Origin of the sequence: Candidatus Aeolococcus gillhamiae (genome assembly GCF_016464765.1) — a bacterium.
Classification (GTDB): Bacteria; Chloroflexota; Dormibacteria; order Aeolococcales; family Aeolococcaceae; genus Aeolococcus; species Aeolococcus gillhamiae.
Genome location: NZ_JAEKNS010000146.1, coordinates 1 through 23,715 on the forward strand (window position 1 = coordinate 1; position 23,715 = coordinate 23,715).

20 protein-coding genes, 2 tRNA genes and 1 pseudogene are annotated in these 23,715 nt (G+C 70.0%); 18 read left to right on the top strand and 5 right to left on the bottom strand.

The window, feature by feature from the left end:
- The 5 genes and pseudogenes from JF886_RS14675 to mfd form a co-directional block, all read left to right on the top strand.
- A pseudogene (locus tag JF886_RS14675) lies at window positions 1–510 on the top strand (hypothetical protein); the annotation flags it as partial.
- Between the two features lie 67 nt (window positions 511–577).
- Complete coding sequence (gene rpsU, locus JF886_RS14680) at window positions 578–760, top strand: 30S ribosomal protein S21 (protein WP_337313752.1); 183 nt, start codon at window positions 578–580, stop codon at window positions 758–760.
- A 75-nt stretch (window positions 761–835) separates the two neighbouring features.
- Window positions 836–1,285 (top strand): rRNA maturation RNase YbeY, encoded by a 450-nt coding sequence (gene ybeY, locus JF886_RS14685; protein ID WP_337313754.1) that lies wholly within the window; start codon window positions 836–838, stop codon window positions 1,283–1,285.
- A complete protein-coding gene (gene pth, locus JF886_RS14690) occupies window positions 1,285–1,860 on the top strand; it encodes an aminoacyl-tRNA hydrolase (RefSeq protein WP_337313756.1) in 576 nt (191 codons plus the stop codon). The genes ybeY and pth overlap by 1 nt, the downstream gene beginning before the upstream one ends.
- The gene (gene mfd / locus JF886_RS14695; protein ID WP_337313757.1) at window positions 1,844–5,368 is read left to right on the top strand and encodes a transcription-repair coupling factor; all 3,525 of its coding nucleotides are present in this window, start codon (window positions 1,844–1,846) and stop codon (window positions 5,366–5,368) included. Before pth ends, mfd begins: the two co-directional genes overlap by 17 nt.
- Here mfd and JF886_RS14700 read toward each other — a convergent pair.
- A complete protein-coding gene (locus tag JF886_RS14700) occupies window positions 5,365–7,047 on the bottom strand; it encodes a sensor histidine kinase (protein ID WP_337313758.1) in 1,683 nt (560 codons plus the stop codon). The two genes, mfd and JF886_RS14700, sit on opposite strands and share 4 nt — an antisense overlap.
- 141 nt (window positions 7,048–7,188) lie before the next feature.
- On the opposite strand from JF886_RS14700, the gene mazG reads away from it, so the two are divergent.
- From mazG to nadC, 13 genes are all read left to right on the top strand, one after another.
- Complete coding sequence (gene mazG / locus JF886_RS14705) at window positions 7,189–8,025, top strand: nucleoside triphosphate pyrophosphohydrolase (protein WP_337313760.1); 837 nt, start codon at window positions 7,189–7,191, stop codon at window positions 8,023–8,025.
- A gap of 149 nt (window positions 8,026–8,174) precedes the next feature.
- Window positions 8,175–8,591, top strand: a complete 417-nt coding sequence (locus JF886_RS14710; protein WP_502711442.1) for a septum formation initiator family protein — start codon at window positions 8,175–8,177, stop codon at window positions 8,589–8,591.
- Between the two features lie 40 nt (window positions 8,592–8,631).
- A complete protein-coding gene (gene ileS, locus JF886_RS14715; RefSeq protein WP_502711441.1) occupies window positions 8,632–11,775 on the top strand; it encodes an isoleucine--tRNA ligase in 3,144 nt (1,047 codons plus the stop codon).
- Window positions 11,776–11,814: 39 nt separating this feature from the next.
- Window positions 11,815–11,886 (top strand) — tRNA-Met (locus JF886_RS14720).
- Window positions 11,887–12,131: 245 nt separating this feature from the next.
- Window positions 12,132–12,207, top strand: a tRNA-Met gene (locus tag JF886_RS14725).
- A gap of 20 nt (window positions 12,208–12,227) precedes the next feature.
- On the top strand, window positions 12,228–12,962 hold the full coding sequence (gene tilS / locus JF886_RS14730; RefSeq protein ID WP_337313764.1) for a tRNA lysidine(34) synthetase TilS: 735 nt from the start codon (window positions 12,228–12,230) through the stop codon (window positions 12,960–12,962).
- A 98-nt stretch (window positions 12,963–13,060) separates the two neighbouring features.
- Complete coding sequence (ftsH, locus tag JF886_RS14735; RefSeq protein ID WP_337313766.1) at window positions 13,061–14,968, top strand: ATP-dependent zinc metalloprotease FtsH; 1,908 nt, start codon at window positions 13,061–13,063, stop codon at window positions 14,966–14,968.
- Between the two features lie 179 nt (window positions 14,969–15,147).
- Window positions 15,148–16,083: a Rossmann-like and DUF2520 domain-containing protein gene (locus JF886_RS14740; RefSeq protein ID WP_337313768.1), complete on the top strand. Its 936-nt coding sequence runs from the start codon at window positions 15,148–15,150 to the stop codon at window positions 16,081–16,083.
- Entirely contained in the window at window positions 16,080–16,883 is an 804-nt protein-coding gene (gene panB / locus JF886_RS14745) for a 3-methyl-2-oxobutanoate hydroxymethyltransferase (protein ID WP_337313867.1), read from the top strand. The genes JF886_RS14740 and panB overlap by 4 nt, the downstream gene beginning before the upstream one ends.
- Window positions 16,864–17,823, top strand: coding sequence for a pantoate--beta-alanine ligase (gene panC / locus JF886_RS14750; RefSeq protein ID WP_337313770.1), 960 nt, complete (start codon window positions 16,864–16,866; stop codon window positions 17,821–17,823). Before panB ends, panC begins: the two co-directional genes overlap by 20 nt.
- A complete protein-coding gene (gene panD / locus JF886_RS14755; protein WP_337313772.1) occupies window positions 17,823–18,182 on the top strand; it encodes an aspartate 1-decarboxylase in 360 nt (119 codons plus the stop codon). The genes panC and panD overlap by 1 nt, the downstream gene beginning before the upstream one ends.
- Window positions 18,183–18,199: 17 nt before the next feature.
- The gene (gene nadB, locus JF886_RS14760; protein WP_337313774.1) at window positions 18,200–19,768 is read left to right on the top strand and encodes an L-aspartate oxidase; all 1,569 of its coding nucleotides are present in this window, start codon (window positions 18,200–18,202) and stop codon (window positions 19,766–19,768) included.
- A complete protein-coding gene (gene nadC / locus JF886_RS14765; protein WP_337313776.1) occupies window positions 19,752–20,618 on the top strand; it encodes a carboxylating nicotinate-nucleotide diphosphorylase in 867 nt (288 codons plus the stop codon). Before nadB ends, nadC begins: the two co-directional genes overlap by 17 nt.
- Before the next feature lie 10 nt (window positions 20,619–20,628).
- Here the strand turns inward: nadC and JF886_RS14770 are convergent, their stop codons facing one another.
- From JF886_RS14770 to JF886_RS14785, 4 genes are read right to left on the bottom strand one after another with little or no spacing between them, the layout of a single operon-like run.
- The gene (locus JF886_RS14770; RefSeq protein WP_337313779.1) at window positions 20,629–21,078 is read right to left on the bottom strand and encodes a DUF2017 family protein; all 450 of its coding nucleotides are present in this window, start codon (window positions 21,076–21,078) and stop codon (window positions 20,629–20,631) included.
- Between the two features lie 13 nt (window positions 21,079–21,091).
- A complete protein-coding gene (gene clpS, locus JF886_RS14775; protein WP_337313781.1) occupies window positions 21,092–21,382 on the bottom strand; it encodes an ATP-dependent Clp protease adapter ClpS in 291 nt (96 codons plus the stop codon).
- Window positions 21,383–21,386: 4 nt separating this feature from the next.
- Window positions 21,387–22,562 (bottom strand): glycosyltransferase family 4 protein, encoded by a 1,176-nt coding sequence (locus JF886_RS14780; protein WP_337313783.1) that lies wholly within the window; start codon window positions 22,560–22,562, stop codon window positions 21,387–21,389.
- On the bottom strand, window positions 22,552–23,607 hold the full coding sequence (locus JF886_RS14785; protein ID WP_337313785.1) for a lysylphosphatidylglycerol synthase transmembrane domain-containing protein: 1,056 nt from the start codon (window positions 23,605–23,607) through the stop codon (window positions 22,552–22,554). Before JF886_RS14785 ends, JF886_RS14780 begins: the two co-directional genes overlap by 11 nt.
- Between the last annotated feature and the right edge of the window lie 108 nt (window positions 23,608–23,715).

A 23,715-nucleotide genomic window follows, 5' to 3' on the forward strand; every position in this document is an offset into this window, starting at 1 on the left:
GTCCTGCTGCTCACCCGGTACGGCAGCGGCGCTGCCACCGTGGGGGCGATGTGGGCGGTGATGGGGGTCACCGGAATCATCGCCGGCGCTCTTGCTGGACGCATGGACAGCGAAGGCCGTGAGGTCTGGTTCATCGCCGTCGGCGCCGCTGTCAGCGTTGTCGCCATGGGCTGCATGCTGGTGGCGGCCACGGTCGGTGGTGGCGTGCCGATGGTGGCCGCCGGCATGGCGGTGTTCGGGATCGCCAACGGGCCGTTCGACATCGGCCTGTTCTCGCTGCGTCAGCGTGCGACGGCGCCGGCGTGGATGGGGCGCGCCTTCGCTGTCTCGATGAGCCTGAATTTCGTCGGCCTCCCGGTGGGCTCGGCGCTCGCCGGACCGATCGTTGACCACAGCGCCGGCGCTGCCTTCGCGCTCGCGCTCAGCGCCAGTGCGCTGGGTGGCGTGGCGGCGGTGGCGCTCCTCCGACCGGTGCGGCAGCGCCGGGTGTCGGGGGCTGAGTACAATTGAGCCCTGCACAGGCATTCGATAATTTCTGCTGCCCGCCGGGCGGCGCTGAAGGAGGTGATTCCGACTAGTGTCGGAGGTCAAGGTCCGCGAGGGCGAGACGTTCGAGAGCGCGCTGCGACGCTTCAACAAGAAGATCAAGCAGAACGGCATCCTCTCCGAGGTTCGTCGTCGCGAGCACTACGAAAAGCCGTCGGTCCGTCGCAAGCGCAAGCTTGTCGCCGCCAAGAAGCGTCGCGCCAAGGCAGGCTGACCGCATTCACCAGGGGCCCGATGCGCGGCACAGTCGACGCGCCGGGCTTCGTGCGTCGTCCGCGCAGCGATGAGAGTGAGCATCCGGTCTGCCGACTCCGTGGCCCTCGCGACCCATCGCGGGGCGATCCGGCGCGCGCGCCTCGGTGCGCTGCTGCGTGCCAGCGGTGACGCGCTCGGGGTGCCCGCGCGCGCGTCCCTGGCAGTTCGGCTCACCGACGACGAGGAGCTACGCTCTCTGAACGCGCGCTTCCTGGGCACCGACGCGCCCACCGATGTGCTCGCCTTTCCCGCCGCCGAGGCCGGCCGCGTCGGCGACCTTGCCATCAGTGTCGAGCGCGCCGTCGACCAGGATCGTGAGTCGGGTGGCGACGGCGCCGCAGAGTTGCGACTGCTCGCCGTGCACGGCCTGCTCCACTGTCTCGGCCACGACCACGCTGAGGCGAGCGACGCGGCGTCGATGACTGAGGCGACGCGTGCTCTCCTCGCGGGGCAGCCTGTCCCCGACCTGGTGCCGGCCCGCTGATGGCGTCGCTGATCGTCGGGCTCGGCAATCCAGGCGGGGAGTACGCGCGAACCCGTCACAACGTCGGCTGGATGTGCCTGACCGAATTGGAGTCGCGCGGTCGCTTCGGGCGCGAGCGCCGCGAGGGGCCGGCGAAGGTGCGCGAGGGCCAGGTCGGCGGCTACGACATCGTCACCGCGCGACCGCAGACCTTCATGAACGTGTCCGGCCGCGCTGCAGTGCATCTGCTGGCGACGTACGGCGTGCCAGCGCAGGACCTCATCGTGGTTCACGACGACGTCGACCTTCCCCTGGGCCGTCTGCGCCTCAAGCGCGGCGGCGGCGCCGCCGGTAACAAGGGCGTGCTCTCGATCGTCGACTCGTTGCGCACCCCTGATTTCCTGCGTGTGCGCATCGGCGTGTCGCGACCTGTCGAGCGCGACCAGATGATCGACTACGTGCTCGACCGCTTCACGCCCGAGGAACGCGACCGGCTGGCCGCGGTGCTGCCGCGGACGGCGGCGGCGGTCATGGCGCTGGTGCGCGACGGCCTGGAACCCGCGATGAGCGAATACAACCGTGCCCCTGACGACTGAGCCGGCGACGCTGCGCGGGCGGCTCGACGCCGCAGCCGGGCTGCGCGAGCTGCGCAGCCTCGAGCACGGGCGCGTCGGGGGCGTTCCGGCTGGCGCCATCGCGCTGCTGGCCTGGTGGATGCGTGAGGCGACCGGTGCCCCGGTTGTGCTGGTGGGCAGCAACGCTGAGCTGCTCAGCTCCGACGCTGCGCTGTGGGGTGGCACGGACGGCCTCGGCCTCTTTCCCGCCGCCGACACGCCACCGTTCGACCGCGTGCCGCCGTCGGAGGAGGTGACCAGGCACCGCCTCGCCTCCCTTGCGCTCCTCGCCCAGCGAAGCGCGCCGCTGATCGTGGCGTCGCCGGCCGGCCTGCTCCGGCCTGCCCTGCCGGTCGAGGTGGTGCGCGGCGAGTCGATCCAGCTGCGCAGGGGCGAGCGGCGCTCACGGGACGAGTTCATCCGCCGCGCCACCGACCTCGGCTACAGCAGGGTGAGCGCGGTCTCGGGACCGGGCGAGATGGCGGTGCGCGGCGGGATTGTCGACGTGTTCGGGCTGGACCGGGCGCGACCCTGGCGCGCGGAGTGGTTCGGCGACGAGGTCGAGGACCTGCGCGCCTTCGATGTCGAGACGCAGACGTCCATCGCCAAGCTCGAGGAGGTCGCGCTGTGGCCGGCGCGCGAGCTCGACCTGCGCGCCGTCACCGTGGAGCGTGCTGTCCGCGAGGTCGACCGCCTCGACATCTCGGCGTGCCGTCCGGAGGTGCGCGAGGCGTGGCAGCGCGACCGCGAGCAGCTCGGCGTGGGCGCGTACGACGAGGGCGTCGACCTCTTCTATCCGTACCTGCTCGAGTCGCCGCCGACGACGCTGCTCGACCACGCCGGCGACTCCGCCGTGGTCCTGCTGGCCGGTGGTCGTGAGGCGGTGCTGCGCAGCGCCCAGCGTCATGCGGACGAGATCGAGGACCTGCGCACCCAGGAGGAGGAGCGCGGTGAGCTGCCCCCGGGGGCGCGCACCGGCCTGCTCACGCCGTCTGCGTTGCTGGCCGCGCTCGAGCAGCACCGCTGCATCGAGCTTGTGCGCGAGACGGACGGGGAGGTGGTGCTGGACTGGCACGGCGTGGACAGCTACGTCGGGCGCATCGAGGCGTTCACCGCAGCCGCGCGGGAGGTGACCGCAACCGGCGCGTCGGTGCTGGTGGTGAGCCGGCAGCAGCACCGCGTCGAGGAGCTGCTGGGCGACGGCAGCGTCGACCCTGTCGACATCGCGGAGATCGACGGCAACCTCACCACGCTGCCACCGGGAGCCTTCGCGGTGACCGGGGGCGACCTCTCCGCGGGGTTCTCGACCGGAGAGATGGGCCTCGACGTGTACACCGATCACGAGCTGTTCGGCGCCGTGAAACGGCGCGGCTCCCCGCTGGCGCGGGGGGCGAGGCGCGCGGAATCGACGTCGGTACGAGGCGCGCGGCGCGCCGCCTCGGGCAATGCCGCAGCGAGCGCGTTCGTGATGCGGTTCACGCCGGGCGACGTGGTGGTACACCGCGATCACGGGATCGGCCGCTTCCTCGAGATGCGCACGGTGAGCGACGCGCTCGGCGAACACGAGTACATGACCATCGAGTACGCCGACGGCGACAAGCTGTTCGTCCCCGTCGACCACCTCGACCGGGTGGACCGCTACGTGGGCGGTGCCGACTCGCACCCGCACTTTTCGAGGCTGGGCAGCGGCGAATGGGAGCGGGTCAAGCGGCGCGTCAAGGAGCGGACCGAGGAGGTGGCGCGTGAGCTGCTGGCGCTCTACTCCCGCCGCGAGATGGCCGACGGTCACGCCTTTGGCCCCGACGGCACCTGGCAGCGCGAGCTCGAGGCCTCGTTCCCCTACCAGGAGACGGCAGACCAGGAGATGGTGCTCGACGAGATCAAGCGCGACATGGAGTCCTCGCGACCGATGGATCGCGTGGTGTGCGGCGACGTCGGGTTCGGCAAGACGGAGCTCGCTTTGCGCGCCGCTTTCAAGGCGGCCGGCGAGGGACGCCAGGTGGCGATGCTCGTACCCACAACCGTTCTTGCGCAGCAGCACTTCCTGACCTTCAGCGAGCGCCTCGCTCCCTTCCCGGTCACGGTGCGGCAGCTGTCGCGATTCTGCAGCGACGCGGACATCGCCGACACGTTGACGGGACTGCGCAACGGCGGTGTCGACATCGTCGTCGGCACCCACAGGCTGCTGCAACGCGACGTGGAGTTCCGTAACCTCGGCCTGGTGGTGATCGACGAGGAGCAGCGTTTCGGGGTCCTGCAGAAGGAGAAGTTCAAATCGCTGCGTGTGGCTGTCGACGTGCTGTCGCTTTCGGCGACGCCGATCCCGCGCACGCTGCACATGTCCCTGGCGGGCATCCGCGACCTCTCGGTCATCCAGACCCCGCCCGAGGAGCGGCAGCCGATCAAGACCTACGTCACCGCCCGCGAGGAGTCACTGGTTCGCGAGGTGATCACCCGCGAGCTGGCCCGCGCCGGCCAGGTTTTCTTCCTGCACAACCGCGTGCAGACGATCGAGAGGCACGCCGAGGAGCTGCGCCGGCTGGTGCCGGAGGCGCGGATCGCGGTCGGCCACGGCCAGATGCCGGAGCACTCGCTGGCGGAGGTCATGCGCGAGTTCGGCGAGGGCAGCATCGACGTGCTCGTCTGCACCACCATCATCGAGTCGGGGCTGGACATCCCCAACGCCAACACCATCGTCATCAACGACGCGCACCGGCTCGGCCTGGCCCAGCTCTACCAGCTGCGCGGGCGGGTGGGCCGGGCTGGACAGCGCGCCTACGCCTACCTTCTGTACCCGCCCGACCGGTCGCTCACGGAAAAGGCCGACAAACGCCTCGATGTGATCGGTGAGCTGCAGGACCTCGGAGCCGGCTTCAAGCTGGCAATGCACGACCTCGAGATCCGCGGCGCGGGCAACCTCCTCGGCGAGGAGCAGCACGGCGAGATCGCCGCGGTCGGGCTCGAGCTCTACAACACGCTTCTGCGCCAGGCGGTCACCGCGCTGCAGGGCAAGCCCATCGTGGAGTCGCCGGCGCAGGTCAGCGTCTCTCTGCCTGTGAAAGCGTTCCTGCCGGTGAGCTACGTGACCGATGAGCGGCTCCGGCTGCGCTGTTACCAGGAGCTCGCCGCCTGCGCGACCGAGACCGACCTCGAGCGCGCCGCGCGAGGGCTCGTCGATCGCTTCGGTCCGCTTCCCGACGCAGCCGAGGCACTCGTGACCTCGCTGCGCGTCCGCCTTCTCGCCGCCGCAGCCGGCGTGGTCGCGGTCGAGTCGGGCGACGGGGGAGTGCGCGTGCAGCTGGCGGTCGACCACGGCGTCGACCTGGCAGGCGCGGTCAACCAGTGGCGCAGCCAGGCGACCGCCACGGCGACGCGCATCGTGGTGGCAACAGCGCCGGCGCGCCGTGGCGCGGACTGGCGCGAGGTTCTCCTCGGCGTGCTGCGCGAGCTTGGCCGCCTGCAGAGGATCCGGGGGAGGGTCGGCACTTAGGCGGCGGGGAGGGTCAGCAGGAAGCGGCTGCCCGCCTCGGCGCCGCTCTCTTCGAGGACAAGGTCACCACCCATGCGTTGCGCGCACTCCCGGCTCAGGTACAGGCCAAGGCCCGAGCCCTGCACGGCGCCGTGGCCTGCGCCACGGGCGAAGCGAGCAAAGATGCGCTCGCGTTCGTCCTCGCCGACGCCCGGCCCGTTGTCCTGCACGCGCACCGCGACGGTGCGATTCTCGGCGGCGACGGTCACCGTGATCACCGGGCGCCTCACCGAGTACGCGATGGCGTTGGCGAGCAGGTTGTCGAGCACGCGTGAGACCAGGGCGGTGTCACCGACCGCCTGGACGGCCTCGACCCCGTGCATCTCGATTGTTCCCGACCGAAGCCGTGACCGCGGCAGAGCGCGCTCGATGGCCGCGGTCACAAGCTCACCGACGATCAGGCGGTCGTGCGCGACGCCGAGATCGTGGCTCTCGATGCGTGCCAGGGTGAGCAGGTCCTGGGCGAGCGTTCGTGCATGTGCAGCCTGGCGCCGGATCGTGGCCAGCTGCTTGGCCGACTCCTCGTCGAGGTGCACGGCCTCATCAGCCATGAGCAGCTCGGTGTAGCCCTCGATGACCGTGAGCGGACCGCGCAACTCGTGCACCGCGATGTTCATGAAGTCGCGCTTCATCTTCTCCGCTTCGCGCAGGCGGTGCACCAGGCGACCGTTGTGGAGCACCAGCGCGGCCGGCGTCACGAAATGACGGAGGCCGGCGATGTCCCCGGCCGAGAACGGCTCGCGACCGTGGTGGCGACCCATCACGAGGATGCCGAGCAGGTCGTCCGAAAAACGCAGCGGCGCGACCAACGCGTGGCTGTACGGCGACGCATAGGGCTCCAGGGCAGCCTCGATGTCGGTCTGTGCGGTTGCCACCTGGATCGGCATGCCGGCGTCGATGGCGTCGCGTATCTCCGCAGCAAGCGGCCACCTGCTGCCGAGTGGGGCGATCCCTGACGTGGCCTCGACCACGCCCTCGTCGGCCTCGACGCGCATCACCGCCGCTGAGTCGGCCCCGGCCGCCTGGCAGGCGTGCTTGATGATCCGCTGCAGGAGCGCGGGAAGGTCCTGCAGGGTGGCCACGTCCGCCGCAGCTTCTGCGGCGGCCTGGAGGCGGCGGGTCGCTGCGGTCGCGTCCTCATACAGCTTGGCGTTGCGCAGTGCCAGGCCCGCGAGGGCTCCAAAGGCGGTGAGGTTGGGGATGTCGGAGCCCACGAAGGCCTGGTCCGCGTAGCGCGAGAGCACCAGCATGCCGACCAGTTCGCCCGCCTCGAGTACCGGAACGGTGGCGGTGTGCAGCACCCTGTCCAGCGCCTCGCGAAACTCCGTGTGCGCCTGGGACGTCGTCATCGGACCACCGAGCACCGTCTGGCGCGTCTCGAACAGCTCCTGCACCAGAGGCTGTCGCGCCAGGGACTCCGTCTGGTACGCGCGCCCCACCCAGGTGACCTCCCCGCCGGTGCCAACCGAGGCTTCGATGACCAGCCCATCCCCGACGAAGCTCGAGAGAGTGGCCCGGTCTGCGCCAGCCACCGTGAGGCTGCGCTCGAGGATGCGCCCCATCACCGTGCGGGCGTCCAGCGAGCCGGCGAGCTCGAGTGTGAGGGCGAGCAGGTCGTCGGTGGGCGCCTCGGGCTCCATGTGTCGGCCAACCTCGTGCAGGGGTCCTGCCGCGAGTGTAGATGTGCCCCCTGCCGGTGGGATGTTTGACGACATCGCCACGCTCATGAAGGCGGCTTGGCGCAGCGCGTCGGATACCGGCAACTGCGTACGCTGTGAGCGATGAGGGACGCCGCCGTCGACTCGCTGCGCGCACTCAACGAAGTCGTGAAGCGCCTCCGCGCCCCAGGCGGGTGCCCATGGGACCGCGAGCAGACTCATGCCAGCCTGCGGCCGTACCTCCTCGAGGAGACGTATGAGCTGCTCGAGGCGATCGATGCGCAGGGCGTGGCGACGCTTCGCGAAGAGCTCGGCGACGTCCTCCTCCAGGTGCTTATGCACTGCGCGATCGCCGCCGAGACCGACGACGGCTTCGACGTCGGTGACGTCGCCGAGGTGACCCGCGCCAAGATGATCCATCGCCATCCGCACGTCTTTGCCGGCACCGCTGTCGGCGGGGCCGCGGAAGTGGTCGTCAACTGGGAGCGTCTGAAGCGCACCGAGAAGCGTGAACGGCTGTCGCTGCTCGAGGGGATCCCCAGCGCGCTGCCGGCCCTGGCGTTCGCGCACGGCGTTCAGAAGCGCCCGGCGCGACTGGGCTTCGACGAGATGCCGAGCACGACGGACGCGTTGGACGCCACCAGGACGGCGCTCGAACGCCTGGCCAGCGTAGCCGAGGGGGCGCCGGCAGCGCCGGCTCGAGGGCAGGACTGGACGGTGGAGGTGTGCCGGCCGGCCGCGCCGCTCGAAGAAGCCGTGGGCGAACTATTATACGCCGCCGTGGCGCTGGCGCGCCGGCTGCGAGTCAACCCGGAGGACGCGTTGCGCTCGCGTACCAACCGATTCGTCGATCGCTTCCATGTCCTGGAGGAGGAGGCGCGCAGCGACGGCGTCGACCTGCACGACCTCGACCAGGCCGAGTGGCGGCGGCGCTGGGAGGCCACGTCCCGGCCGCGCTGAATCGGCCGACCTTGTCAAAATGACGCGTTGCGTCCATTCTATGGACGGTCGTACGGCCAGTTCCTGCACACGCTCTCGAGGGCCGACCCATTCTTCGTCATGTCATCGCACCGGATGCGAGTCCGCTGCGCCGCCTGGTCATCGCCGGGCTGGCCGCGCTCTCAGGTCTGGCCGCCTACGCCGTGTTCTCCGCTGCCGCGCAGAGCAACGCGCTCGACGCCCGGGTGCGTTCCCTGAACGCGCAGAACAGCACGCTGCAACAGCAGATCGCGCAGCGCAGCCAGCAGATCGGCGAGACCAACAACGTCGCCTGGCTCGAGGGTCAGGCGCGCCGGCTGGGCTTCGTCTTCCCGGGCGAGACGATGTTCATCATCACCACACCCGGTGCTGCATTACCCGCGAGCGGGGGCATCAACGCGGCGCTGCCAACCTACGCGCCGTCGCCGTCGCCATCGCCGTCAGCAAGCCCGGGGACTTCGCCGAGCTCGTCGCCCGCGGCCTCAGCCACGCCGCGCCCGTCGCCGACGCCGCTCGTCTTCGTGATGCCCTCACCGAGCGCGCACTGACGCCGCCTCTGCGGGGCCGTCCGCCGGCTTCCGATAGGCTATGACGGTGCCGCCCAGCGAGCAGCCATACCCCGAGGTCGACCCGCGGCCGCACTTCCCCACTCTCGAGGAGGAGGTGCTCGCCTACTGGGAGCGGGACCAGACCTTTGCCGCGTCGGTGGAGCAGCGCAGCCCCGAGCGCGAATTCGTCTTCTACGACGGTCCGCCATTCGCCAACGGGCTTCCTCACTACGGTCACCTGCTCACCGGGTTCGTCAAGGACGCGGTGCCCCGCTACAAGACGATGTGCGGCTACCGGGTGTCGCGACGATTCGGCTGGGACTGCCACGGCCTCCCCGCCGAGATGGAGGCCGAGCGTGAGCTGGGCATCTCCGGTCACGTTGCCATCAACGCCTACGGGGTCGACCGCTTCAACGAGCACTGCCGCAGCTCGGTGCTCCGGTACACGCAGGAATGGCGCAGCTATGTCACCCGTCAGGCGCGCTGGGTGGACTTCGACAACGACTACAAGACCATGGACATCTCCTACATGGAGAGCGTCATGTGGGCGTTCAAGCAGCTTTGGGAACGTGGGCTCATCTACGAGGGCCACCGCGTGCTCCCCTACTGCTGGGAGTGCGAGACCCCGCTGAGCAACTTCGAGACCCGGCTCGACGACGCGTATCGCCCGCGCCAGGACCCCGCCGTGACCGTGAAGTTCCGTCTGCGTCCGCTCCCCGACGACCCGGTCCCCACGTCTCTCCTGGTCTGGACCACGACGCCGTGGACCCTCCCGTCGAACCTCGCCATCGCGGTGGACCCCACCATCGACTACGCGGTGTTCGACCGCGACGGCGAGCGCTGGATCATCGGCGAGCGCGCCGCGGAGCGCTATGCCGAGGAGCTCGCCGGTGCCACCCGCGTGGACACGGTGCGCGGCGACGTCCTGGTGGGACGGTCGTACACGCCGCTTTTCGATTTCTTCGACGAGGAGCCGAACAGCTTCCGCCTCCTCGCCGCAGACTTCATCGCCGAGGACGAGGGGGCTGGGGCGGTGCACATGGCCCCCGGCTTCGGTGAGGACGACCAGCGGCTCTGCGAGGCCAACGACATTCGCGTCGTCGTGCCCGTCGACCAGAGCGGTCGGTTCACCGCCGAGGTGCCGGACTGGCAGGGGCTGCAGGTCTTCGAGGCCAACCCCAAGATCGTGCGCAGGCTGCGCGAGATCGGCGCGCTGGTGCGGCACGAGACCTTCGAGCACAGCTACCCGCACTGCTGGCGCACCGACACCCCGCTCATCTACCGGGCGGTGGGCTCGTGGTTCGTTGAGGTCACCGCCATCAAGGACAGAGCGCTCGAGCTCAACCAGGAGATCAACTGGGTCCCTGCGCACGTGCGCGACGGCGCCTTCGGCAAGTGGCTAGCTGGCGCGCGCGACTGGTCGATCAGCCGCAACCGCTTCTGGGGATCGCCGATCCCGGTGTGGAAGAGCGACGATCCCGCCTTCCCGCGCATCGATGTTTACGGTTCGCTCGACGAGATCGAGCGCGATTTCGGGGTGCGCCCGGCGGATCTCCACCGTCCCCACATCGACGAGCTCACCCGGGCCAACCCTGACGATCCATCCGGGCGCTCGACGATGCGACGGGTCGAGGAGGTGCTCGACTGCTGGTTCGAGTCCGGTTCGATGCCGTATGCGCAGGTGCACTACCCATTCGAGCAGGAGCGCTGGTTCGCCTCGCATTTCCCCGCCGACTTCATCGTGGAGTACATGGGCCAAACTCGGGCGTGGTTTTACAACCTGCACGTGCTCGCCACCGCCCTCTTCGACAAGCCGGCGTTCAGCAACTGCGTGGTCCACGGCGTGATCCTCGGCAACGACGGCCAGAAGATGAGCAAGAGGCTGCGCAACTATCCCGACCCCGAGGAGATGTTCGCCGACCACGGCGCCGACGCCATGCGCTGGTTTCTGCTCAGCTCCCCGGTGCTGCGCGGCCAGGACCTGGTCGCCGACGAGCGCGGCATTGTCGCCGGGCTGCGCCAGGTGGTCATCCCGGTGTGGAACGCGTACAAGTTCTTCTGCGAGTACGCCAACATCGACGGTTACCGCGCGCGCGCGCGCAGCGACGCCTCCGGCGTGCTCGACCGCTACATCCTCGCCAAGACCGACGCGCTCGTCGCCGACGTCGTCGAACAGATGGACGCGTATGACCTCGACGGTGCCTGCCAGTCATTGCTCGGGTTCATCGACGCGCTCAACAACTGGTACATCCGGCGCAGCCGCGAGCGGGTCTGGACGCACGGAATGAACGACGACAAGACGGACTGCTACGACACGCTCCACACGGTACTGACCACCTTCTGTCGCCTGGCCGCGCCGCTGCTGCCGCTGATGACGGAGACGGTGTACCGGGGCCTGACAGGAGCGCGCAGCGTCCACCTCACCGACTTCCCGAAGCCGCGCTCGCTGCCCTCCGACGCCGAGCTGGTCGCCGCCATGGATGCGGTTCGCGACGTCTGTTCGGCGGTGCTCTCGGTGCGCCGTGCTGCCAACCTGCGGGTTCGCCTGCCGCTTCCGTCGATCACAGTGGCGGTGCCGGACCCGCGGCTGCTCGAGGCCTACAAGGAGCTGATCGCCGACGAGGTCAACGTCAAGGAGGTGAAGCTCATCGCCGACGTTGACACCATCGCGCGGCGGGTGCTCGCCGTCAACGCGGCCGTGGTCGGACCGCGCCTCGGGCCGGACGCGCAGGCGGTGTTCACCGCGGCTCGCAAGGGCGACTGGCGCCTCGTCGAGGACGGCCTGGAGGTCGCCGGGCACCGGCTCGGGACCGGCGACTTCACCCTGGCCATCCGGCCCAAGGACGAGTCCAGCACCCGCGTCCTCGAGTCCTCCACGGGTGCGGTGAGCGTCGATCTCAGCGTCACCCCTGAGCTGGAGCGCGAGGGGCTGGCCCGGGACGTCGTGCGGCTGGTGCAGTCAGCGCGGCGCGACGCCGGCCTCCATCTCGCCGACCACATCCACCTGGTCGTCGAACTCCCGGCCGCGTACGCTGCCGCGGTTGACGAGCATCGCGACTACCTCTCCTCGGAAACGCTGGCGGCGGACCTCGAGATCGGCGTTGTCCCGCCTGGTATGAGCGTCCACGAGACCGAGGTGGCCGGGGGTGTTGCGCGTGTCGGCCTGGCCCGCGTCCCGGCCTGACCAGCGGGGCCGCTGAAGCCGGGTGCGCTAAACTGCCGGGGCGGCGTGGAGCAGTGGCAGCTCGTCGGGCTCATAACCCGAAGGTCGCCGGTTCGAGTCCGGCCGCCGCAATAGATGCCCCGCGCGGCACAGCCGCGTGGGGCATCTCTCACAGGGCGAGGCAGATCCTCGCCCTCGGTGCGTCGGAATGAATCCGATGTACCTCACCCACTCCTCGGCGCGCCTCGCGCGCCGCTGTCGCTCCGCATCGCCGCCGCATCTCACACCCCACTCGGCGCGATGAATCGCGCCGGCTTCGCGTGCTCGCGGCCCGAGGGGAGCCTGTTCGCCCCTCGCCTACAATTTCCCTTCCTCTCGGCGGCATAGCTCAGTTGGTAGAGCACCCGGCTCATACCCGGTATGTCCCTGGTTCGAATCCAGGTGCCGCCACCAACGCCGACAACAGGCGGCCGATGAGCGTTCACGGATCGACGCTGGAGCCGCGGCAGCGCGCAGCCGCGGTCGGGCGTTTGCGTCGCGCGGTTGCCGTGGCCATCGATGCACGCGGCGTGCTCAAGGCCGGCGAAACCGTGGTGGTGGCCTGCAGCGGGGGCCGTGATTCGACCGCGCTGCTCGATGCGCTGTCGCGGTTGGCGCCGCCCCGCCGGCTCACGCTCCACGTGGCCCACGTCGACCACCGCCTGCGTAACGATTCAGGCGCCGAGGCGGACGTGGTCGAGGCGGCAGCGGCACAACGTCAGCTGCCGTTCACCGCGCTGTCGGTGACGGTGGCGCTGCGGGGATCATCGCTGCAGGACCGCGCGCGTGACGCCCGCCATGCCGCGCTTGCGGAACTGGCCGACCGCATCGGCGCGACCGCGATCGCTCTCGCGCATACCGCCGACGACCAGGCTGAGACCGTACTGATGCGTGCGCTGTCCGGGGCGACGCCGCGAGCGCTGGCGGCGATGGGGGAGCGCAACGGGCGGCTGGCGCGGCCACTGCTGCGCGTCTGGCGCGCCGATGTCGACGCCTACTGCGCTGCGCTGGCGCTGCCCACCGTCGACGACCCGACCAACGACGACCGCCGCTTCCTGCGCGCCCGGGTCCGTCACGAGCTGCTGCCCGCGCTTGAGCAGGTCTTCCCGGCTGCGCGGCGGCGCCTCTGCGTTCTGGCCGACCATCAGCGCCGACTGCTGAACGGCTGAAACAGTTCAGCAAGCCCGGTTTGTCCGTGCCCTGAAACGGCTTTCAACGCACTTCGTTCAGGGGGGTCAAACGGAGACCCTCTGGTAGACTGCGGCCAATGCGCACCCCTCGTCGCGGCATCACCTACGGTGCCCTTGCGGTCGTTTTCATCCTCATTGTCTACGTGCTCGTCCACGGCGCACAGGGCAGCTCAGCAACCGCCCGCGACTCGGGCGTACTGGCCCAGGCGGCGCAGAACTACAAGGCACACAGCACCGACAAGCTCAACACCCTGTCGAGCGAGGCGAACCAGCGTGCGGTCATCAACGGTGACGGCACCACGGTCGCGTGGTACGACGCCAATGGCGACCAGTACCAGACCACTGTCGGTTCCAGTGCCGAAGCGCTCAAGATTTTCACCGATAATGGCTACACCAACTTCCGCAACGACTCCAGCAGTGGGAGCAACTTCCTCTTGGCACTTCTGCCCAACCTAGTCTTCTTCGCGCTGATGGCGCTGTTCCTGATCTGGATCTTCCGCCAGACCCAGAGCGGCAACAACCAGGCGATGTCCTTCGGACGCAGCCGTGCCCGCCTGCTCACGGGCGACAAGCCGGCGATCACGTTCGCGGACGTCGCCGGTGTCGAGGAGGCGAAGACCGAGCTCAGCGAGATCGTCGAGTTCCTCAAGTACCCGGACAAGTTCACCGCGGTTGGGGCACGCATCCCCAAGGGCGTGCTCCTGGTAGGGCCGCCGGGTACCGGCAAGACCCTGCTCAGCAAGGCCGTCGCCGGCGAGGCGGGGGTGCCCTTCTTCAGCATCAGCGGTTCCGAGTTCGTCGAGATGTTCGTCGGGGTCGGCGCCAGCCGCGTCCGCGATCTCTTCGACCAGGCCAAGAAGAACTCCCCGTGCATTGTCTTCGTCGACGAGATCGACGCCGTGGGCCGCCAGCGCGGCGCCGGGCTGGGTGGTGGCCACGACGAGCGCGAGCAGACCCTCAACCAGCTGCTCGTGGAGATGGACGGATTCGAGACGGCCACACACGTGATCGTGATCGCGGCCACCAACCGCCCCGACGTCCTCGATCCCGCGCTCCTGCGCCCCGGCCGCTTCGACCGACACGTGATGCTCGACCGTGCCGACATCCGCGGCCGGCGCGCCATCCTCGAGGTCCACGCACGCAACAAGCCGCTCGACCCGTCGGTGGAGCTCGAAGTGCTGGCCAAGCAGACCCCGGGGTTCTCGGGCGCCGACCTGGCCAACCTCATCAACGAGGGCGCCATCCTGGCGGCGCGAAACAACCGCAAGGTCATCATCATGGCCGACCTGGAGGAGGCGATCGCCCGGGTCATCGCGGGTCCGGAGCGCAAGAGCCGCGTGATCCTCGAGAACGAGAAGCGCACCATCGCCTTCCACGAGATGGGCCACGCCATGGTGGGGATGCTGCTCGAGCACACCGACCCGGTCCACAAGATCTCGGTGGTGAGTCGCGGCATGGCGCTTGGCTGGACCCTCAGCCTCCCGTCGGAGGACAAGTACCTGGTCAGCAAGGCCGAGCTCGAGGACCAGCTCGCGCAGATCCTCGGCGGTCGTTGCGCCGAGGAGCTGATCCTCGGGGAGAACAACATCACCACAGGCGCCTCCGACGACATCCGCAAGGCGACCCAGCTGGCCCGCCGCATGGTCACCGAGTGGGGGATGAGCGACAAGCTCGGCCCGCTGACCTTCGGGACCAAGGAGGAGCTCGTCTTCCTCGGCCGCGACCTCGGCGAGCAGCGCAACTACTCCGAGGACATCGCCAGCGAGATCGACCAGGAGGTGCACCACCTCGTCGAGACCGCCTTCCAGAAAGCCAAGGAGGTGCTCCGCCCGCGTGAGCACATCCTCCGTGCCCTGGCCGCCCGCCTCATCGAGGTGGAGACCATGGAAGCAGCCGAGATGAAGAAGATGATCGCCGACATGGAGGGCGGCCCGGCGGCAGCCGCCGACGGCGAGACGCCCTCAGAGGCGGCCGCCGGAGCGTAGCGCCCCAGGCGACCCCGACGTCGCTGGACCGGTCGCGCCGAGCACCGAATATAGCGCGTACCCGGCGTTACACTTGCGGCGAACGGCACTTCACCGGTGAGCCCGCGGACGCTTAGGCGCCGTGAGGTAAGCGCACCGGAGCTGCGCCGAGCGACAGCAGGCAACGCTTGGATCACGAGGTGACCGAGACGGTGGACGCGACCGAGGTTGAGGCGAGGTTGGCGCTTGCCTTCATTGGGGCCGGCCGGGCGGGATCCGCCCTGGCGACCGCTTTGCATGACGCGGGGCACCGCATCGTCGCCGTGCACAGCCGGACTCCGGCGCATGCCGCCCACCTGGCCGCATCGACCGGGGCGGAGGTTGTCCCCACCGCGCTGGCCGCCATGTGTGCCGCTGATCTCACATTCGCGACCGTGCCCGACGGCGAGATCGTGCGCGTGGCTGCCACCGTCGCCGCCACCGGTGGCGCGCTGCGCGCCCGGGCGCTCGTGCACTGCAGCGCCACTCATGGGCCTGATGTGCTCGCGGCGCTGCGCCTCACCTGCGCCGAGGTCGGTTCGTTTCACCCGCTGCAGGCGCTCGCCGGTGCTAGGAGCGCCCCGCTGCTGCGCGGGTCGAGCTTCGCCGTGGAGGCGGAGGAGCCTCTGCGCAGCACCCTCCTCGGGCTGGTCGCGGACCTCGGCGGCCACGCCATTGACGTCCCGGCGGATGGCCGCGCGCTGTACCACGCGGCCGCCGTCCTCGCCGGCAACGCCCCGCTGGCACTGCTGGCACGGGCCACGAGCCTGCTCGAGGAGGCCGGTGTGGCCCGAGCAGATGCGCACCGCGCGCTCGTCGCCCTGCTCGCCGGTGCGGTCAGCAACGCCCGCGAGGGCGGACCTGCCGGCGCGCTGACCGGGCCGGTGGTCCGCGGCGACGCCACCACGGTCGCCCGCCACCTCGACGTCCTCACCGCCGACCCCAACACGCGCGAGCTCTACCGGCGTCTGTCACTGGAGGCCCTCTCCCTGGCCGGGCCGGCCGGCCGCGAGGCCGTGGCGGACACCCTTGCTGCCGCGGCTCCGCGCACGACCCGCTCGTCCTCCAAGGTGGTGGCCCACCCGCGGGTGGCCTGACGACGGTGCCGGTCACCATCCACGACCTGCGCGCTCGCAAGGAGCGCCGCGAACGGTTCGTCATGGTCACGGCGTACGACGTCGCGATTGCCCGGCTGCTCGCCGCGGCGGAGGTGCCCGCCATCCTCGTTGGCGACAGTGTTGGCAACAATCACCTCGGCTACGACACCACCCTCCCGGTGACGATGGAGGAGATGGTGCACCACGCCCGCGCCGTGGCGCGGGGTGCGCCGTACCAGCTGCTGGTGGGCGACATGCCGTTCGGTTCCTACCACCGCTCGGTCGACCAGGCGGTCGCCAATGCGGTCGACCTCGTCCAGGCGGGGATGCACGCCGTCAAGCTGGAGGGTGGCGGTTGGGTCGTCGACGTCGCCGCGCGGATCGTCGAATGCGGTATCCCGGTGATGGGCCACCTGGGGCTCACCCCGCAGTCCGTCCACGCTTTCGGTGGTTTCCGGGTGCAGGGCCGCTCCGCGAACGACCGCGAGCGGATCCTCGACGATGCCCGCGCCCTCCAGGGTGCTGGCGCGTTCAGCCTGGTCCTCGAGGGCGTCCCGCGCGACCTCGCCGCCGCCGTGACCCGGGCGGTCTCGATCCCCACCATCGGCATCGGTGCGGGGCCGGACTGCGACGGCCAGGTCCTCGTGGCCTACGACCTGCTCGGCATCACCCGCGGCCCGATGCCCAAGTTCGCCAGGGCCTATGCGCAGATCGGCGACCAGGTGATCGCCGCGGCGTGCGCCTTTGCCGAGGACGTCGCCGCCGGCAGGTTCCCCGACGATGAGCACAGCTACCACTGATCGCCGTCCCCCGGAGCCGCCGCGGCAGCTGAACACCCCGGACGAACTGAGACGGTGGTCGGAGCGCTGCCGGGCGGCCGGGCTGCTGGTGGGGCTGGTGCCGACCATGGGGGCGCTCCACGCGGGCCACCGCAGCCTGCTGCAGCGCGCCCGCGCCGATTGCGACCGCGTGGTGGTCAGCATCTTCGTCAACCCGCTGCAGTTCGGAGCCGGTGAGGACATCGACCGCTACCCGCGCACGCTCAACCAGGACATCGCCGTGCTCACCGAGGAACGCGTCGACGCGGTCTTCGTCCCCGCCGTCGATGCGATGTACGGCCCCGAGATGGCCACGGCGGTCCGCGTAGACCCCTCGCTCACCGACGTCTTTGAGGGCGAGCACCGGCCCGGCCACTTCGACGGGGTGGCGCTGGTCGTCGCCAAGCTGCTGATCGCCTGCCGTCCCCACCGCGCCTACTTCGGCCAGAAGGACGCCCAGCAATGCGCGGTGGTCCGCCGGCTCGCCCGCGACCTCGACACCGGCGTGGAGATCGCCGTCTGCCCGGTGGTGCGCGACCACGATGGCCTCGCGCTGAGCAGCCGCAACCTCTATCTCGATGCCGACGACCGCCGCCGAGCGCTCGCGATACCGACCGGCCTGAGCGCGGCGGTGACCGCGTTCGCCGAGGGCGAGCACGGCACCGCCCGGCTCTGCGACCTGGTCCGACGGCCCATGGAGGCGGCCGGCTTGGCGGTCGACTACGTGGCCGCCGTGGACGCCGACAGCTTCAGCCCGCTGGACGTGGCCGGCCCCGGATGCCAAATTCTGGTCGCTGGTAGAATAGGAAGCACTCGGTTGATTGACGTGATCCGACTGGGAATCGACGAGGCTCCGCTGGACGCCGCCGGTTCGCAGGGTTCACAGGTCCCGGGGGTCAACGGCGTCCATGGGAGAGAGTGATGCGGCGCGTCGTGCTCCGAGCCAAGATCCACCGGGCCACGGTGACCGACGCGGACCTCGACTACGAGGGCTCCTGTTCGCTCGGACCTGAGCTGCTCTTGGCCGCGGACATCGTCCCGGGCGAACAGGTCCACGTCGTCAACGTCACCAACGGCTCGCGCGCCATCACCTACGCGATCGAGGGCAAACCCCGACAGGTCGGGCTCAACGGCGCCATGGCGCACATCGGTGGATGCGGCGACGTCGTGATCGTCATCGCCTACGCCCAGATGACCGACGCCGAGCTGATGGCGCACAGCCCGCGCGTGGTTCTCGTGGACGCGGACAACCGCGTGCGCGATGAGGTGGCTGTCTCCTGAACAGCGCGCTTGCCACAGTGGGGGAGACCTACGACGTCATCGTCGTCGGTAGCGGGATCGCCGGTCTGACCGCAGCGCTCACCGCGTCACCGCGCGCCCGCGTCGCCGTGCTCAGCAAGGGCGCGCTGGACGACGGCGCCACCCGCTGGGCGCAGGGTGGCATCGCCGCGGCGGTCGGAGGCGACGATACCGTCGACCTGCATTTCGATGACACGGTGGCTGCGGGCCGCGGACTGTGTGACGAGCGTGCGGTGCGCGTTCTTGTCGACGACGGTGCGCCGCGGATCCGCGAGCTGGCCGACTGGGGCGCGAGCTTCGACAGCAGCGACGGCGACCTCATGGTCGGCCGCGAAGCGGCGCACAGCCGCAACCGCGTCGTGCACGCCGGTGGCGACGCCACCGGACGCGAGCTCGAAACGGCCCTGCTGCGACGCCTGCGCCACAGTGGCGCCACAGTTGTGGAGAACGCCCGGGTGGTGGCCCTGCTGCACGACAGCGATGGACGCTGTGCCGGCGTCGAGGTTCGCGATGCCGACCGAGCCGGGGCTTCGCGCGTCCTCGGCGCCGGGGCCGTGATCCTGGCGACCGGCGGCGCCGGCCAGCTGTGGCGCTGTACCACCAACCCACCGGCCGCGTCCGGCGACGGCGTGGCGCTGGCGTGGGAGATCGGCGCCGAGGTGGTGAGCATGGAGTTCATGCAGTTCCATCCCACCGCCCTGGCGCTGCCCACAGCCCCGCGCTTCCTGATCAGCGAGGCGGTTCGCGGTGAGGGCGCCCACGTCGTCGATGCAGGCGGGCGACGATTCCTGTTCGACGCCGACCCGCGCGGAGAGCTGGCCGGTCGCGACGTGGTGGCACGAGCCATCTGGGAGCATCTGCTGCAGGACGGAACCGACCACGTCCTGCTCGACTGTCGGCCTCTCGGTGGGCGAGTGCGCGATCGCTTCCCGACCATCACCGCAACCTGTCGTGAGCACGGCATCGACATCGCAACCGAGCCGATCCCGATAGCACCCGCTGCGCACTACATGATCGGTGGGGTGCGCACGAACATCGACGGCGCCACCGATGTCGCCGGTCTGTTCGCATGTGGCGAGGTGGCCGGCAGCGGCGTGCACGGGGCCAACCGCTTGGCCAGCAACAGCCTGCTCGAGGGCGCGGTGTTCGGCCGGCGTGCAGCGCTGGCCGCGCTGCACAACATCGCCGAGCGCCCGGCGTCGCCGCCGCTCGGCCGCAGCCGCCCTGCCACTGACCATCGTGCGCCGACCGAGGACCCGTCGGCGCGGGCGCGGCTGCGCGACGCGATGTGGGAGGGATGCGGGGTGGTCCGCGACGCCGCTGGACTGGGTCGTGCGCTCGACGCCGCCGACGAGATCCTGGCGACCACGCCGGTGAGCGACTCCATCGATGACATCGGGCTGCGTCAGTCCGCCACCACGGCTCGCCTGGTCTGCAGGTCGGCACTCCTTCGCGAGGAGAGCCGTGGTGCCCATTTCCGCGCTGACTTTCCATCCACCCGTGACAGCTGGCATGGCGTTCTGGTCATGCAGAAAGAGAGAGGGCACCACTTTGACCGCAACGCTTGATCCCATCACCGACGCGCTGGCACCCGACACCCTCGACGGGCTCATCCAGTCGGCGCTAGCCGAGGACATCGGGGCCGGCGACGTCACCACCGATGCAGTCATTCCCGCCGACATGACCTGCCGCGGCAAGATCGTCTGCAAGGAGGATGGCGTCATCGCCGGGTTGAGCGTTGCCGCACGCGTCTTCGCCCTGATCGACGACCGCATCAGGTTCGACCCCAAGACCAGGGATGGTGAGAAGGTCCAGGAGGACCAGATCGTGGCGCGCATCTCCGGACCGGCCCGCGGGATGCTCAAGGCCGAGCGGGTGGCGCTGAACTTCCTACAGCACCTCAGCGGCGTGGCCACGATGACCGCGCGCTACGTCAAGGCGGTCGACGGCACCCGGACCAAGATCCTCGACACTCGCAAGACCACGCCGGGCCTGCGCGGGCTCGAGAAGTACGCCACCCGCATCGGCGGCGCGGTCAACCACCGCATGGGCCTGTACGACGCGGTGCTCATCAAGGACACGCACCTCGCCCTCGTCGGTGGGATCACCCCCGCGTTGCGGGCCGTGCGCAAGGCGTACTCGGACACCGACATCAACGTCGAGGTCAGCAACATCCAGGAGCTCGAGCAGGCGCTGGCCGACAAGGCTCCGCGCATCCTGCTCGACAACTTCGCGCCCGGCCAGGTGCGCGAGGCAATGCAGATCATCCGCCGACGCGCCGAGGTCGAGATCAGCGGCGGGGTGCAGGTGAGCAATGCTCGTGCGTATGCGCTCGCCGGCGCTGACTACATCTCGGTCGGGGCGCTGACCCACAGCGCCACCGCGCTCGACTTCTCAATGAAGGTGACGCGCTACTAGACGACCGGGGTCAGCTCTCCAACGCGGCCACCAGCTCCTCCTGGAGCCAGCCGAGCGCCATGAGCATGCCGAACTCCGGTTGAGCCCGCAGCTCGTCGGTCGCCGCCGTCTCCCAGCCGTCCTCGGTGATCCCCAGCAGCGAGCCGGCTGCCAGGCGCAGCTGGTTGAAGGCGCGCAGCCAGGCAAACACCTGCACCTCGGTGAGGACGAGCAGCTCGTCACCTGAGCGCAGCGCATCCCGGATGACGTCGAGGTCGGCTTCATAGCCGCGCTCGATCTCGGGGCGCACCCAGCGGTCGTACTCCGCCTGCTTGGTGTCGTCCTCGTAGGCTCGCGGCGTAGTCGCCAGCGCGCGGCTCAGGTGCGCCCGCAGGCGCTCCAGGATGTCGAGGATCGCGGTCCGCTCGGGCTCATCGAGCCGCACCTGGATGCGGCCACGCCGCTTCAGGACCGACGCCACCTGGGCCGGCCCCTCAGAGCCGCGCGAGCGTTGCCTGGAGCCCGAAGGCGTGCAGACGGGCCACCGAGACCTCGGCCTGCTCGCGGGGCTGGGTGGCGACCACCGCCTTGCCCTCCTCGTGCACCTGGAGCATCAGCGTGGTGGCGGTGACATGGTCGTACCCGAAGAGCTTGCGCAGCACCAGGACCACGTAACTCATCAGCGTGATCGGGTCGTTCCAGACGATCACGATCCAGCCCGGCTCACGGACGGTCTTCTCCTCGCGAACCGGGGCTTCGACCGGGACGGGGGTGGCCGTGGTCACCTTGCTAGCGTAGCGCGGCCGGAGTCGCCGTGCCCGGAGCCGCGTGCCCCGAACGGCGCGCCTCCGTGTACGCGCCGAGCACGCGTTCTGCGTTCTGCGCCATCGCGTACGAGGTGACCGCTCGTTCTCGGGCGGCGTGGCCGAGACGATCGCGCAACTCCGGGTCCGAGATCAGGCGACGGAAGGCATGATCGAGCGCCGGTCGCAGCGGGTGGGTGGGGATGACCATGCCCGCGCCCTGCAGCGCACGACCGTCCTCACCGGCGTCGGTGGCCACGATGGCGCACCCCGCCGCCATCGCCTCGAGCAGGGACAGCGACAGCCCCTCGGCCGTGGAGGGGAGCACGAAGACATCGCAGCCGCGCAGCAGCGTCAGCGCGCGCTCGCTGGAGACCAGCCCGACCAGGCGCACGGTGGGGTGGCGGCTCGCCAGGGTGCGCAGGCGGCCGCGCTGGATGCCGTCCCCGGCGATACAGAGAACGTGGTCGGCGGGAAGATCGAGGGACAGGAAGCTCTCGACGAGCGCGGGAACTCGCTTCTCGGGATCGAGCCGACCGATGTAGAGGACGACGACGGCGGCCGTGAGCTCGGCGTGCAACTCTGACGGTCCGGGGGTGATCGCCGCGGTGTCGACGCCGTTGGGGATGACCGCGATCTGCGCGGCCGGGTAGCCGGCGCGTACCAGCAGGTCACGCTGCTCGGTGCTGAGCGCGATGCAGCGGTCGACATGACCCATGCGCGTCCTGTGATATCGGTAGAGACCGTACAGCACGCGCCCCCGCGACGTCCCCGCGGGTCCGTGAGGCAGGTGGAACGTGGCCACGCACGCTGCGCGCAGGCGGTGTGCCGCGCGAGCGATGGCGCCGTCGTGGAGCGAGAAGCTCCAGGAGATGTGCACTACGTCGGGGTGGAACTGCTCCAGCGCAGCAGTGATGGTTCGCATCGCACCGGGCCGCGGGATGGTCACCGTCTTGAAGTGCCAGGCGCGGAGCAGCACCGCGTCCCCGCGATCGACCGGGACCACCTCGCCATCCTCATGGTGCGCAAAGAAGCGCACCTCCGCGCCGTGGGCACGCAGGGCACGGACCAGCTCACGGCTGTAGGTGGACAGGCCGTCGCCGCGCAGCCCTTCTGCGTGGCCGAAGAAGGCCACGCGGAGCGGGCGCTGCTCAGCGGTCATCGGTGAGTGGCACTCGCTGCACGGTCTGCGTGTCACGAAGATCGAAGAGGGAGATTCCGCGCAGCCGATGGTGGGCGCGGACGTAGCCGAAGAGCGACATGCCGACGATCGCGCTCAACCCCTTGTCGGCAAGCCGGTGCACCACCGCCGCCGCGGTAGCCACCCCGAACGGCAGCCCGCCCGCGGCGACCAGCAGGCCGGCGGTCGTGGCCTCGAAGGCGCCCAGGCTTCCCGGCGAGAGCGTGATCGCCGAGGCGACATTGCTGATCGAGTAGATGAATGCCGCCGTCACCCAGTCCACGCGGCCAGGCGCGATCGCGTTGACCACGAAGTAGAAGAGACTGACGGCCATCACCGCCTGCACCGCGCTGATCCACAACCACACGTAGGTCCGCCAGTTCTGGAAGAGGACCACGGTGTCGGCCTGGAGCTGGTCGATCGAAACCATCATCCGGCGCAGCAGCGGAGCCCGCGCGACGCCCCGTCGCACCAGGCGGAACACAGGTTGCACCGTCAGCACCGCCACCACCAGCACCGTGCCGCCCAGCGCGGCGGCAACTCCTGCTCTCGCGAAGTAGTACCGGCTCGACCCGGGGAGCGCAGCGGAGATCAACAACGCCGAGTACAGCAGCTCCTGCACGGTCACCGCGGCGATGGCGGATCCGACGGCGATGTCGCGCACGCGCGCCAGCAGGATCGCGCGGGTCAGCTCGCCGAGCGGCAGCAGCGCGGTCGCCTGTCCGGTCAGTGTCATCAATACCGTCTCGCCCAATGGAGGCCTGGTGGTGATGATCCGCAGCAGGGTCCACCAGCGCACGCCCTGGAGCACGTAGTAGCCGAGTGAGAGTCCCACGATGATGGGGATGTCGCGAACGTGGAAGCGCTCGATGGCGGTCCCCACCTGGCTGGGATTGCTGGCCACGATCAGCGAGCCCAGGACCGCGAGCGCCAGCACCATGGGGATGTGCCGCCGGCTGAAGATGCGCTGGCGCCGGGTTCGCGGCGCGCACCCCGGCGGCGTCGGAGACGCCGTCCGCGAGCTCATTGCCTGATCGCCCGGCATCGCAGCGGCTCCACGAGTCCAAGTGTATGAGCCCCGCGAGCGCACTCGGCGAGGCGGACGGACCTAGCCGTTGACGGCGTCGTGCACTGA

What these genes read in the sequence shown, in the direction of transcription:
- tilS (WP_337313764.1), top strand. Translation starts at nt 12,228, where the DNA reads ATGAGCGTTCACGGATCGACGCTGGAGCCGCGGCAGCGCGCAGCCGCG.
- panD (WP_337313772.1), top strand. Translation starts at nt 17,823, where the DNA reads ATGCGGCGCGTCGTGCTCCGAGCCAAGATCCACCGGGCCACGGTGACC.
- panC (WP_337313770.1), top strand. Translation starts at nt 16,864, where the DNA reads ATGAGCACAGCTACCACTGATCGCCGTCCCCCGGAGCCGCCGCGGCAG.
- JF886_RS14785 (WP_337313785.1), bottom strand. Translation starts at nt 23,607, where the DNA reads ATGAGCTCGCGGACGGCGTCTCCGACGCCGCCGGGGTGCGCGCCGCGA.
- ftsH (WP_337313766.1), top strand. Translation starts at nt 13,061, where the DNA reads ATGCGCACCCCTCGTCGCGGCATCACCTACGGTGCCCTTGCGGTCGTT.
- JF886_RS14700 (WP_337313758.1), bottom strand. Translation starts at nt 7,047, where the DNA reads ATGGAGCCCGAGGCGCCCACCGACGACCTGCTCGCCCTCACACTCGAG.
- mazG (WP_337313760.1), top strand. Translation starts at nt 7,189, where the DNA reads ATGAGGGACGCCGCCGTCGACTCGCTGCGCGCACTCAACGAAGTCGTG.
- JF886_RS14780 (WP_337313783.1), bottom strand. Translation starts at nt 22,562, where the DNA reads ATGACCGCTGAGCAGCGCCCGCTCCGCGTGGCCTTCTTCGGCCACGCA.
- pth (WP_337313756.1), top strand. Translation starts at nt 1,285, where the DNA reads ATGGCGTCGCTGATCGTCGGGCTCGGCAATCCAGGCGGGGAGTACGCG.
- ileS (WP_502711441.1), top strand. Translation starts at nt 8,632, where the DNA reads ATGACGGTGCCGCCCAGCGAGCAGCCATACCCCGAGGTCGACCCGCGG.